Source organism: Pontibacter ummariensis (assembly GCF_900188175.1).
GTDB classification, from domain to species: Bacteria; Bacteroidota; Bacteroidia; order Cytophagales; family Hymenobacteraceae; genus Pontibacter; species Pontibacter ummariensis.
The window spans coordinates 1-13,040 of sequence record NZ_FZOQ01000036.1 but is presented as its reverse complement, the minus strand read 5'-3'; the positions used below and the strand labels follow the sequence as shown (position 1 = coordinate 13,040).

The 13,040-nt window shown below is 51.3% G+C and carries 9 protein-coding genes; 3 read left to right on the top strand and 6 right to left on the bottom strand.

What is annotated here, in order from left to right:
• Nucleotides 1-299: 299 nt before the first annotated feature.
• The 4 genes from CHB92_RS23480 to CHB92_RS23465 all read right to left on the bottom strand — a co-directional run bounded on the left by CHB92_RS23480 (nucleotide 300) and on the right by CHB92_RS23465 (nucleotide 4,114).
• Complete coding sequence (locus CHB92_RS23480) at nucleotides 300-773, bottom strand: DUF4126 family protein (RefSeq protein ID WP_089321683.1); 474 nt, start codon at nucleotides 771-773, stop codon at nucleotides 300-302.
• Between the two features lie 224 nt (nucleotides 774-997).
• Nucleotides 998-2,191, bottom strand: a complete 1,194-nt coding sequence (locus tag CHB92_RS23475) for a redoxin domain-containing protein (RefSeq protein WP_089321682.1) — start codon at nucleotides 2,189-2,191, stop codon at nucleotides 998-1,000.
• Nucleotides 2,192-2,277: 86 nt separating this feature from the next.
• Nucleotides 2,278-3,042 (bottom strand): LytR/AlgR family response regulator transcription factor, encoded by a 765-nt coding sequence (locus CHB92_RS23470; RefSeq protein ID WP_089321681.1) that lies wholly within the window; start codon nucleotides 3,040-3,042, stop codon nucleotides 2,278-2,280.
• Between the two features lie 13 nt (nucleotides 3,043-3,055).
• A complete protein-coding gene (locus tag CHB92_RS23465; RefSeq protein WP_089321680.1) occupies nucleotides 3,056-4,114 on the bottom strand; it encodes a sensor histidine kinase in 1,059 nt (352 codons plus the stop codon).
• Between the two features lie 325 nt (nucleotides 4,115-4,439).
• Here CHB92_RS23465 and CHB92_RS23460 point away from each other — a divergent pair, with 325 nt between their 5' ends.
• Nucleotides 4,440-6,866: a TonB-dependent receptor domain-containing protein gene (locus CHB92_RS23460; RefSeq protein ID WP_089321679.1), complete on the top strand. Its 2,427-nt coding sequence runs from the start codon at nucleotides 4,440-4,442 to the stop codon at nucleotides 6,864-6,866.
• A gap of 145 nt (nucleotides 6,867-7,011) precedes the next feature.
• Here the strand turns inward: CHB92_RS23460 and CHB92_RS23455 are convergent, their stop codons facing one another.
• Entirely contained in the window at nucleotides 7,012-8,139 is a 1,128-nt protein-coding gene (locus CHB92_RS23455) for an SGNH/GDSL hydrolase family protein (protein ID WP_089321678.1), read from the bottom strand.
• Nucleotides 8,140-8,251: 112 nt separating this feature from the next.
• The gene (locus CHB92_RS23450; RefSeq protein WP_089321677.1) at nucleotides 8,252-10,606 is read right to left on the bottom strand and encodes a glycoside hydrolase family 95 protein; all 2,355 of its coding nucleotides are present in this window, start codon (nucleotides 10,604-10,606) and stop codon (nucleotides 8,252-8,254) included.
• A gap of 382 nt (nucleotides 10,607-10,988) precedes the next feature.
• Between CHB92_RS23450 and CHB92_RS23445 the strand changes: the two genes are divergently transcribed.
• Together CHB92_RS23445 and CHB92_RS23440 are read left to right on the top strand one after the other, a co-directional pair.
• Nucleotides 10,989-11,936: a manganese catalase family protein gene (locus CHB92_RS23445; protein WP_089321676.1), complete on the top strand. Its 948-nt coding sequence runs from the start codon at nucleotides 10,989-10,991 to the stop codon at nucleotides 11,934-11,936.
• Between the two features lie 15 nt (nucleotides 11,937-11,951).
• Nucleotides 11,952-12,761 (top strand): DsbA family oxidoreductase, encoded by an 810-nt coding sequence (locus tag CHB92_RS23440; RefSeq protein WP_089321675.1) that lies wholly within the window; start codon nucleotides 11,952-11,954, stop codon nucleotides 12,759-12,761.
• The last annotated feature ends 279 nt before the right edge of the window (nucleotides 12,762-13,040 follow it).

Below are 13,040 nucleotides of genomic sequence, written 5' to 3'. Positions count from 1 at the left end.
GTTTTTAAAGCCAGTCACTGACTGGCCATGGCTTAATGTACTTATTCTTACCGTTATGGGTTAGCCTCGGAAACAAACAAGTAAAGGAAAGTTTATACCGTCCGGCTTTCTATTCTTAAAGGTTAGTAGGCCTTGGAGACCACTTGAGTCGCTGTGTGAAAGAACGGCCTGTTGTGGTGTTCCTGGCGTTCCCAGGAAACTAATGCGAACACCCGGCTTAGTCCGGGAGTTCGCACATGCTGTTTAGTGGCCGTCAAAGGCTAGTCTTATTTGGCCTTCGCCGTTTACTGTTTTAGCTGTCAAACATCGTTGGCTACCTTCATGCCGCTACCGACTGTTAGCAGGTCTTCGATTAGGCCCATGGCAGGGTCTGTCAAGGGGGTGTGCTGGTCCAGGAACTGGCGGAGGTAATAGCTGGCATAGGTGGAGGCAACGGCAGCAGCGCCACCGATGGCGGCACCCTCCCAGGGCTTTTTGTTATCGAGCATGTACAGGGCGGCTCCCACTAAAGCACCACAGGCACCACGCATTGCCAGGGAGGGCAGCTTTGTGCGGTCCGGAATGTTCGGCATCTTATCACCCACCAGCTCACTGGCGGCGAGACCTTTCAGTGCCAGCGACACATTGCTGTTGCCCAGGTAGTGCAGCGGCGAGCCTTTTAAGTCGGGGTTTTTGTGCTGGCTGAGGTAATGGCTTAGCAGAGCAGGGGCCGATAAAGAGCGTAGCCCGGCAAGGGCGCCAAGGGCAAGTGTTCTATACAAAGTTTCTTTCATAGTGTTGTGTTAAAAGTTTTAATCTCTCCGTGTTTACGCACCTCATAGCGCCAAAGCTTAAAACAGACAAAGTTTTGCAGGAAAACAGGCCCAGGCAGCCCTGGTATATGTACACCTGTGGTAAGCTCAGGTAAGTTTTAGTTAGCCGGGAATTATTCAAACAAAAAGCTCCTGCCAGGTTAGTACGTCCAACCTGGCAGGAGCTTTTTGTGGGGTGTGGTTAACTAATAATAGCGGCCCAGTTGCTTTACGATCTCTTTCTTCATTTCGTAAGGGTCTATCGTTCCTTGCCTGGCGTAGACCTTTTCCCCATTTGGCTTGATCAGCAGGGTGTAGGGGAGGGCTCCCTGCCAGTCCGGGTCAATGGCCTCGATCAGGGCATACTTGTCATCCTCTGTGAAAATGTAGTTGGTGGAGGCGGCAGCGTTCTTCTCGTTCAGGAAGTGAAGCACCTTGTCCTTTTTCTCCGGCTTGTCGGCACTGATGGTGATGAGTTCAAACTCCCGGCCGCCGTACATGCGGCTCATGTCCACAAAGTCCGGGAACTCTGTGGTACAAGGGCCGCACCAGGTAGCCCACACGTTGATCAGGCGCAGGTTCTCGCCGTCGTTGGCTACTAACTTTTTGATACTTTCCTTGTCGATTTCTTCCAGGCTTGCTTCTTCTGCCTCCCATTTTGCCAGCGTCTCTTTTGCGTCTTCCCGCTTGCCCGACCACTTCACAGAGCAGCCAAAGGTTTTTGTAGTAGCTTCTGCTACGGCTTTACCCGCAAGCACAGCATCCAGCGCAGCCCGCAGATCTTCCCCCTGGCCAGTGCCTGGTTTTTCAGAGCCGTCTAGCCTGCCCACGTATTGCAGCTTGCGGTCCTGGTCGAACACAAAAGCGTGTGGTGTGGCTACAGGGCCATAGGCGGCAGACATTGCCTGCGTGTCTCCGTCGTACAGGTACAGGAAGGGATAACGCTTTTCTTTTGCCCGTACTTTCATCTCCTCATAGCTATCATTCATATCGCTGTAGCCTAGCTCGTCCAGACGCACTGCCAGCGGGTCGTTTGGCGAAACTGCTATGAAGGCTACCTCTTTGTTCTCATAATCCTTGGCTATTTGGATCATGCGGTCTTCGTAGGCCTGGGCAGTGGGGCAGTGGTTGCAGGTAAACACGACGGCCAGCACTTTCTTGTCGTCAAAGTCCTTTAGGCTGTATATGCGGCCGTCTACTGCGGGTAAGCTAAAATCTGGTGCAGGGCTCCCAACGGCCAGTGTTTGCACCTCCTCTGCATGAATAAGCTTAACGGGTGTCTCAGCTGCGGCAGGAGCGCTTGCCTCTACAGCCAGGGTAGTCGTTTGGTCCTGCTCTTCGGCAGAGTTACAGGCCAGTAACAGGGCGGGCCAGGTACACAAAAACAATATCTTTCTCATGAGGATAGCTGTAGTTTTACAGCTTAAAGTACTATTTAATCTTGTTTATTGAAAGGGGTTGTTGTCTTTTTTGGAGTTTGAAGATTTTACAGGTCCAGCCACTCTTTAAAGGTGGCGGCCCTGGAGCTGCTGATAATCTGTTCTTCTTTCGCAGCGGGTTTAAGCAGGAGGGACAGGCGCCCTTTAAAGTAGGGCCTTACTTCCTGCACAGCATCAATATGCACCAGCACTTGCCGGTTTGCCCGGAAAAACTGGGCGCTGTCCAGCTGTTCCTCCAGCTGGTCCAGGGTCTGGTTTATAACGAAGCGCTTGCCTTGCTCGGTGACCAGGAACACGACTCCTTCCTCCGCCAAGAAGTATGCTACCTCGTGGGTAGGAATGGCCTTGATGGCCTGTCCGTTCTTTACCAGGAACCTCGTCTTGTAGGCACTGTGGCTGTGCTGGGGCACCTGCACGAGCTGCTGCAGGTCCCCGAACCCAGTGGCCAGGTGATGCTTTTTGAGCTCCTCGTGCTTTTTGAGCGCTTTGGCTACCTCTGCTGGCTTGATGGGCTTTAACAGATAATCGACGCTGTTTACCTGGAAAGCCTCGATGGCATACTGGTTATAGGCCGTGGTGAAGATAACAGGGCACTTGACCTCCACCTGCTTAAAGATCTCAAAGCTGCTCCCGTCGGATAAGTGGATGTCGCAAAAGATCAGGTCCGGGGACTGGTGCAGGGCCAGCCACTCGACGGACTCTTCCACAGAACTCAGCGTAGCCAGGACTTCAATCTCCGGCCTCAGTCTTTTGGTTATGGCTTCCAGGGCTTCCGCTGCCAGCTGTTCGTCCTCGATAATGATTACCTTCATCGTTTCTATCGCTTTAAGCCTCTACTTTTAGTAAGGGGAGTTTTACCAGAAAAGCATCCGCTGTCTGCTCCACTGTTACCTGCCTGTCTGTGATATAGCTGTAGCGGTTCCGGATGTTTTTAAGGCCTACTTTGGTAGACTTTACTTCTTCCAGGCGTGGCTGCCGGTTATTTTTAACGATCAACGCATCTCCCTCTGTATAAATGCATATCCTGAGCGGCTTTTGTTTAGTTGAACCATTATGTTTAATAGCGTTCTCGATGAGCATCTGCAGAGAGGAAGGGGGGAGCTCGAGTGACAGCTTATCTGAGGGAACGTCGGTGTTAATCTGCACGCTGTCACCGAAGCGCGTCTTCATGAGATAGCTGTAGGAGTTAGCTAGGTTCAGCTCCTTTTGCAGGGGAACCAGCTGTTTGTTGCTGTTGTCCAGCAGGGCCCGGTACACATCGGACAGCTGGCTCAGAAAAGCTGCGGCCTTATCCGGGTCTACATAGATCAGGGAGTTGAGCACGTTCAGACTGTTGAAGAGGAAGTGGGGGTTTACCTGGTTCTTCAGCGATTCCAGCTGCGCCCTGAAGTTCTCCTTTTGTAATTGCTCCGCCCGGAGGTGCTCTGCCTGCAACTGTTTTATGTTTCGCTGGCGCTCCACAAAATAGTAGAAGAAAAGAGACGCAATGCTACTGATGACATATGCCAACCGTACCCGCTCGGGTAACAAAACCAGTTTCACTCCTGCCAGAGAGAAGAAAATGGTGTAAGGCAAAAAGTACAGCAGATAGCAGATAATAATACTGCTTACTACTACCGTCAGGCCCTCCAGAACAGGCTTCCAGAAATACGGTAGTTTGTGGGTTGCCGCCGATGTAAATGTTTTGGATATTAGACTGTGTGACCAGAAAATAGCTAGCAGAAAGAAAAACACAAATGTGAGCTCTATCAGGATACCCAGATTAAAGACCCAGATGGTGCCTTGATGTATAAACAATACAGCATAGTATAAAAGCACTGTCGTCAGCGCTGCAATCGTGATCTGCCTCAGGAATGGCCTGTACTTAGAGCGCATTTTCGTCATCGTGCATCTGCCTGAAATCTGCTGTGGTTGGGTGGGAGTTTCAATACATCATTTTATCGAAATTAACCCATATTAATTGGAAGAAACAAGCTTATGGCAGTTTAGGACTGCAACCCTGCCTTTTCTGCGGTTCCTGCTTTATACCTTGAACGTCAGTTTTCATCCCGTAGGCTTTCCATTTCATTTGCCTCATATCCGGTTTCACGCTACTCAGGTCCCGCTTCATAAGAATCAGATTTCATAGTCAGAATATACCTCACATCTTTGTCACACCTCGGCCAAAGAGCTGTGAGCTAACTAAATGTAAAACTTAATTTATAAGACTATGAAAAGATTTTTATTCCTGATTATCCTGACTCTCTCCGTGCTAAGCCATGAGGCAATAGCGCAAGGTATACTTTCGGGTGCGGTAAAGGATGGGCAGGGCCAGCCACTAGGATTTGTGAATGTAGCGGTGCTGAAAGCATCAGACGAGGCCGTCATGACCGGTACGATTGCCGATATGGAGGGAGGTTTCCAGATCGTAACGCCAGTCGCCGGCAAGTATAAACTTAAACTAAGTATGGTAGGCTATACTTCCACCGAAACGGCTCCGTTCGATGTAACGAGCAGCAACTTCAGTAAGGATTTTGGGACGTTTTCCTTAAGTGAAGACGCGAAAATGCTGCGTGAGGTAACCGTGCAGGCAATGCGTCCCACAGTAATTTCGCATGCCGACAAAATGGTTGTGAACGTAGAGGGGACGGCGATGGCTGCGGGTGCAACTGCGTTTGAGGTGCTTACAAAGTCGCCGGGAGTATGGGTGGACCAAGATGGCAATATCAAGCTGAACGGTAAAGCTGGTGTGCAGATCATGATCGACGGCAGAAAAGCCTACCTGACGGGCAAGGAGCTGCAGAACCTGCTGCAGAGCATGTCAGCCGATAATATGAAAGACCTGGAGATTGTTACCAACCCTTCAGCCAAGTATGAAGCAGAGGGAGCCTCTGGTATTATCAATATCAACCTGAAGAAGAACACCGCCGGCGGCATGAACGGGAGCGTGCATGCCGGGTACCAGTACAGCGAACTTCATGGCTATACAGCCGGCACAGACCTGAACTACAAGCAGGGCAAGTGGAGTTCCTTTGTGAACCTGGATGTGGCAGAGCGCACCAACTATAGAACAAACGACATGCAGCGCATTTACCTGGAGAAGCAAGGGCTAAAACTTAGTCAGTATGTGGTGGAGAAAGGCACCCGCTTTATTCCAGCCTTGCGCTTTGGTACCGACTACTCCCTGAACAGCAAGCACAGCGTGGGTTTTCTGGCAAACGCCTCCTTTTACAACACCGAAGGCAGGATCAACACAAACGCCTACCTGCGCGGCAGCCAGCCGGAAAATGACTTGTATATAAAGGCAGACAACCACGCTGAGACAGAGTACGACAACACCACTTTTAACCTGCACTACCTGGGAAGGCTTGACTCATTGGGTACAACTCTTTCAGCAGACCTGGACTACGTTAGACTGGCTAGCAAGGACGAGTCGCGCTTTTTGAACAAGTATGACAGCCTTGGCAATAACTCACCTGTTATGATAGACTTGCTTACAACAGAGAACCCAAGCAATTATGATATCTATGCTGCCAGAGCAGATTTTACTAAGCCGCTTGGCAAAGGCCGTAAGCTGGAGCTAGGAGCCAAGGCCAGCCGTGTGGTGTCTGACAACGAACTAAAGTTTTACCAATCGACAGACGGTAAGAAAGTACTAGATAACAGCAGAAGCAATCACTTTATCTACAAAGAGAATATCTACGCAGCTTACGCAAACTTCTCTGCCAGCCTGAGCGACAAATGGAATCTGCAAGGAGGCCTGCGTGCCGAGCAGACCATTACGAACGGTAAATCAGAAACGCTGGATGAGCGCACCAAGAAATCATACCTGGACCTGTTTCCAAGCCTTTTCCTGCAGCAAAACGTTAACGAGAACTACCAGATAAGCTACAGCTACAGCCGCCGCATCAGCCGGCCAAGGTATAGTGCCCTTAATCCTTTTGTGTTTTACCTGGACCCGTACTCTGTGGTGCTGGGCAACCCGGGTCTGAAGCCGCAGTACACCCACTCGTTTACCGTTACCCAAACGCTGCAGCAGCGCTACAACATGGTATTGGATTATGCGGTTACCAAGGATTATATCATAGAGGTTCCTGCCAAAACATCGTCAGACGAGGTAACCTTGTTTCAACAGCAGAATGTGGACGACATGCAGAGTGCGAGTGCTACATTAGTGGCCCCGGTACGGGTATCTGCCAGATGGGAAATGAACAACAGCGCAACGGTGCTTTACCAGGATTTTGCCCAGAGAAGAGGCGACCAGGTGCTGAAGAACGAGCAGGCAACGTTTATCGCGCAGTCGAACCACAACGTGCAACTGCCGGCAGGTGTGCGCATGGAAGTTAACGCCGGATACCGTGGACCTGTAGCCTATGGCTTGTATGAGTTGCACAGTAACTGGTGGGTGGATGCCGGACTGAAGCGCTCTTTCCTAAGCGACAAACTGGACCTGAGCCTGAATGTGACTGACATTTTCCGTAGCAAAAAGATAGAGGGAGTAACACAGGTAGAAGGCTACGCCATCAGCGCAGAACAGTACCAGGGCACACAGAGCTTCCGCTTCAATCTTCGCTACCGTTTTAATAAAGGCGAGAAAGTTGATACGAAAAAACGAAACGTGAATCTGGATGAGGTGAATCGCGCAGGAGGCAGTTAATGTTCCGTTCCCTTAAACCTACAGTTTAAATGCAGGGAGCCGGTGCTTATGGTGCCGGTTCCTATCTGTTTGCAAGGAGACCGTCTTTTTAGGGAGGCACTCTGGTCTTAGCACAAGTTATAGAACCGCTTGAGCTGGTTAGCTTTTAATTTATCCGCTTCGCCGCTTTCTTATCATCCCAATCAACGTTCGCATCAATAAACTGAATGAGCGAATCCGCCATTACCTGCTGTTCCTCTATGTTCGGGTGACCGGGCGTGTTCTTATAAGGTACAAAGAGGGTATAGATCTTATCGTCCTTTAACTTGTCTACGGCTTTCTGGACGTAGCCCGGCCAGGGAGAGCCTTCCCGGGTAATGTCCATGTTGCCTAGCATGGTGATGATGTGGGCTTTGGGGTACTTGTCGCGGACAGACTGTACAAAGCCGCTGTATGCATCTATAATTTGCTTTTCGCTGGGAGGAGTGCCTTTGAACACCCGTTTAAACTCTGCGTGCTCCGGCCTGTTCACGAGCCAGGAATCATTCTGCAGCAGGTTAATGACCACCACATCCGGTTTCTTTTTGCTGGAGAAGTCCCACTTGCTGCTGGGGTCTGTAGGGTCGAGGCGGTCGTAAACCTCGGGCATGGTGTAAGGGAACCAGCTCACCAGAATGCCGATGCCGCTTTTGTTGATGCTGGTATAGTCTGCGTCGTAGTGCCGGGCCGTGAGGGCTGCGTAACTCAGGTAGTTGTTCGTATAGGTGCTGTCCGGAGAGTCCTGGCCAGAGTAATCTTCTACGGCATAGCCTGCTGTTATGGAGTTGCCATAGAACTCTATCCTTTTCTTTTTGTCCGCAGGTGCTGACAGGGCCTTTGTTTTGTCACCTAATAAGAAACCATAGAAAAGGGTCTTGCCTCTGTCGTACTCCGTGCGCTTAAAAAGTTCGATGGTGTGCTTCCCTTCCGGCAAGTTTTTCGCCAGGTCATAATAGCGCAGCGTGGTGTCCGGCCTTAACAGCATGATGCTGTCCTGGTCCAGGATCACATTGTAGTAGTTATCGCCGGTTTCGTCTTTTAGCAGGGCTTTTACGGCGGTACCCTCAAAGTTTAGTTTAGCCGATGTGCCCGACCAGTAGAAAGTCGCCGCTTCCGGGTGTTCCATGCCCACGCGTCCCATATAAGCAATCCGCTTGTTGTTGAAATCGATAAACCTGCTGCTTTGTACTTTCCAACTTACCAGAGCTAGCATGGCTAAGAGCAGGTAAAGGAGCGGAAGCTTTCTTGTTCTCATGGGTTTAATTTACTGATTTTTGAAGATCTGATAAGCTTAAATAGCTTGTGTATACTCTTTTGCTTTGTTTTGGATTACCTGCAGGCCCTGCGCGTTTCTTGTTCTGGCATGGCTACAGTTGTTGCAGGTCTTTATCTAAAACGTAAGTGTTACCCTGTTGCGTCTTAAGGGAGATAACTTTATCGCCATAACGCAACTGCAAAGGATTCCCTAACCTGGAAAGGACTTTCACCTGCTTTAACTGCCCTTTTTCCCAGTTCAGGTCTATCTCAAAGCCGCCACGGGCTACCAGGCCATGGATGTATCCTTGTGGCCAGGCAGCCGGTAGGGCAGGCAGCACTTCCACCTCACCTGCGTGGCTCTGCAGCAGCATCTCGGTAATACCGGCAGTGGCCCCGAAGTTACCGTCTATCTGGAAAGGCGGGTGCGTGTCAAACAAATTAGGCAGGGTGGACTTGCGCAATAAGGCAAGCAGGTTCTCATAAGCGGCTTCGCTGTCCTGTAGGCGAGCAAAGAAGTTGATGATCCAGGCACGGCTCCAGCCTGTGTGGCCGCCGCCGTGCGCCAGTCTGTAGTCGATGGTCTTGCGGGCGGCCTCCAGGAGTTCCGGGTTTTGCTGCTTGGTAATCTGCCTGCCCGGATGCAAGCCATAGAGGTGCGAGATGTGACGGTGCCCTGGCTCCGGCTCCTCAAATTCCTCCGTCCACTCCATAATGCGCCCGTCACTGCCAATTTCGGTAGGAGCCAGCTGGGTCAAGATCTTCTGCAGGCGTTTGCGGAAAGCGGCGTCTTTGCCCAGTTTCTCGCTGGCTGCAATCGTATTGCCCAACAGGTCGCGAATGATCATGTGGTCCATTGTCGGGCCCATCACCATGGTAGCTATTTTGCCGTCTGCTGTTTTAAAGGTGTTCTCAGGGGAGATGGAGGGGCCGGACACCAGGTAACCCGTTTTGGGGTCCTTCACCAGCCAGTTAACCGTGAACTCCGCAGTTTCTTTCATCACCGGGTAAGCTAACGCTTTCAGGTATTCCTTGTCTTCGGTAAAGAGGTAGTGCTCCCACAGGTGCTGTGCGCTCCAGGCCATGCCCATCGGCCACATGGCCCACTGCGTCTGGCCATAGGGCTCTGTGAAATGCCAGGGATCGGTGGTAAAGTGGGCAACCGTTCCTTTCAGCCCATACATGTCGCGGGCTGTTTTACGGGCATCGGGCCGCAACTCATCCAGGAAGGTCAGGAAGGGCATGTGCATTTCTGTGAGGTTGGTGACCTCTGCCGGCCAGTAGTTCATCTGGATGTTGATGTTGATGTGATAGTCGGCGCTCCAGGGTGGGGTAAGGCCGTCAGCCCAGATGCCTTGCAAGTTAGCGGGCAAGCTGCCGGGGCGGGAACTGCTGATGAGCAGGTAGCGGCCATACTGGTAGTAGAGTTTTACCAGGGCTGGGTCCACATTGCCTTTCTGCATGGCCACCAGGCGGGCGTCAGTAGGGAAGTAGACCGCATCGGTCGTTCCGAGGTCCAGGCTAACGCGGTCGAAGTATTGCTTGTAATCGGCTACGTGAGCTTGCCGGAGTTCTGCGTAAGGCTTCTGTGCCGCAGCACTAAGCTGCATTCCCGAAAGGGCCAGCGGATCTTTTCCTCTATAGTCGGTGGCGGCAGCCAAGAGCAGGGTTACGGCATCAGCGCCCTTTACCTGTATACTGTCACCGCTTACCTGAACAGTGCCCCCTTCATTCAGTACTTTCAGGCGTGCCACCATTTTTACGCCCACACCGTCTCCTACATGCTCGCTCATCAGAATCTCGCCGTTGCTGACCTGTAGTTGCGCTTTGTTGCCTGGGCGGCTTAGGTGTAGCGTGAAGCTCTGTGCAGCAGGCTTGTCCGCCGTAAGGCGCACCGCCAAGACCTGCCCCGAGGCACTGGCGAACATCTCTCGTTGAAAGGATACATCTCCTGCTCGAAAACTGACTTTAGCCACAGCATTTTCCAGGTCCAGTTCCCGTTGGTACTTCGTTATGTTTTGGTTCGGCAGGTCGATGTTCAGGTGCAGGTCCCCAAGTGTCTGGTAGGTGCTGCCCACCTTCTTGTCGCCCATCATCTTCTGCTGCGCCAGTTCCTGGGCCTCGGCGTATTTACCGGCAAAAAGCAGTTTACGGACCTCGGGTAAGGCTGCCTTTGCTGCCGGGTTCACAAAATCAGCGGGTTTGCCCGTCCAAACCGTCTCCTCGTTCAGTTGCAAGTGCTCCTGGGCAGCACCTCCAAAGACCATGGCTCCCAGACGGCCGTTGCCAATCGGTAAGGCCTCGTTCCAGTCCCTGGCCGGCTGGCTGTACCACAACTTTAGTTCTTCAGGCTGTCGTGTTGGCGTTTGGCCATAGGCCGGGAGGAGGATAGCCAGGCAAAGGGTGAGCTTGGCCAGTGACAGGGCGTAGCGCTTTACGGGACGGCTTAAAGAGAAGTCTAAAAACATAAGGGTGCTCTTTCAAGATCTGTGCTCCTGTCTCTGGCTTTCTACGTGACCTTATAAGCGACAGGGCATTCTTTTAGCTAAGATAACAGTTCTGCTAAACTATCCCACTGCTGGAGTGCTTTGGAAGGTATTTGTGTGCTGCAGCTACATGTTAACCTGGGTAAGGATATAACACAATGGTTGCCATTTTAAGTTAATTCCCTGACGTTTTGATACGCATGTTTCGCAACGTAGGGGGCTGTTAAACTCACTAAGAAAAACCGGCCTTTGGCTTGTTTTTGTTGTTAATACACTGAATTGCCCCGCAACTCTGCTACCTAAATGACACAGTGCCGTTAAGATTGTCAAGTAATAATAAGTTTTATAACTAAAAGGAATAAACATGTTCTATCACGTAAAAGAGTTACAGTTTAACGCCCGGGTATCCAAGCCGGACCCAGCGTTTGCCAGCATGTTGCTGGAGCAATTTGGAGGCGCCAATGGGGAACTGGCAGCTGCCATGAACTATTTTGTGCAATCATTTGCCATGCGGCAGCCATACCCGGACAAGTATGACATGCTGATGGACATTGCCACAGAGGAGTTCAGTCACCTGGAGATTGTTGGCGCTACCATTCAAATGTTGCTGGGCCCGATCAACGGGGAACTGAAGAACGCTGCCGAGGAGGCCGAAATTATGCAGTTGCTGGATGGCAAGGCCAAGAAGGAAGAGTTCATCCACAATGCTTTTATGAACCCACAGTTTTTCGGCTTGAGTGGTGGCGGTGTTACCTTAACAAATAGCCAAGGGGTGCCGTGGACAGCAGCTTATATACATGCCAACGGCGACCCTACGGTGGACCTTCGTACCGATATAGCCGCGGAATCCAGAGCCAAGATTGTGTACGAATACCTGATGCAGTTTACGGACGATCCGTATGTGAAAGAGACACTTCGCTTCCTGATGACGCGCGAGGTGGCACACGCCCAGATGTTTGAGGCGGCACTGGAAACCATCCAACCAAACTTCCCACAAGGCGTGCTACAAGGCGACCCGCGTTTCAGCAACGCGTATTATAACATGTCTAGTGGCGGTGACGTACGTGGACCATGGAATGAGGGCAAGACCCCGGGAATGGGCGAAACCTGGCAGTACATTGAGGAGCCGTTCAAGCACGTGGTGGAAACCAACGGTATGACCAAAAACCACCCTCCTAAGGGGACAGACCGTACCATGGAGAGTGTGGATATGATGAACAAAACAATGAGTAAAGAACGCAGTGCCATGGTCAAAGCAGCCGTACCGAAGGGTGAAAACCAATGGTGCGAATATCCGCAGAACAGTATCTAAGGAGAAAAAGCTAATATGACGAATAAAGAAAACGAGCTAAAAGAGAATATACAAGAAGCGGGGTCGGTGGAGATAGAGGTCTTTACCGACCCTCTTTGTTGCTGGAGTTGGGCCTTTGAACCCCAGTGGCGCCGCTTACGCTACGAGTACAGCGGCAAAATAAGATGGCGTTACCGCATGGGCGGGCTGATCCCGAACTGGGACACCTACAACGATCCGATGAACAGTATCAGCAAGCCCTTGCAGATGGGGCCACTCTGGATGGAGGTAAAGCACAAGTCGGGCATGCCCTTAAACGACCGCATCTGGGTCGAGAATCCCCCTAAATCATCTTACCCTTCCTGCATTGCTGTAAAGGCAGCAGAAATGCAATCTCCTATCGCAGCAGAGCAATACCTGCGGCGGATAAGAGAAGCTATCATGCTGCACGGACGCAACATCGGTGAACGCGAGGTGCTGCTAGAGGTAGCCAAACAGTTGGCAGTAGAGAAGCCACAGATATTGAACTACAGCACGTTTGAGCAGGACTTTGGCGGAGACGCTGCCCCTAAGGCCTTTGAAGAAGACCTGAAAGACGTGCGCATGCACAACATCAGCCGTTTCCCGTCTCTGGCGATCCGAAAGTCAGGCCAGAACGGGGTGCTGATCGTTGGCTACCGCCCCTACGAGGTATTGGTACAGGCATTGGAACAGGTAGCCCCTGCACTGGAGCCGACGCAGCACGCCACCGACGAAGATAGCTACAAGCAGTTCTGGGGGGGAGCACTGGACAAGGAAGTAGAAGAGGCGTTAAAGCCGGAGATGCAGGCAGGAGGTACTGCCTGAGTTAAAATAAAAGAGCTTTCTACGTATCTAGCGATTTATAAAAGGCAGGAGTGGCTTTGATAGTACTCCTGCCTTTTTGCTGTACTTTCTGCCCGAGTATGGTGTAAGAGGGGACTGGCTTTTGCGCTTGCGCATTTTATTCCACTACCTGCAGGCAAAAATCCCCTCCTGGGGTCTCATCTTATAGGGAAAAATTAGAATGATTTTGAGGGGGCATTGTTTTGGAAGAAACAAGCGGGTTATGTGGGCATCATCAGAGTTTGGGGTAGCACTTAGTGA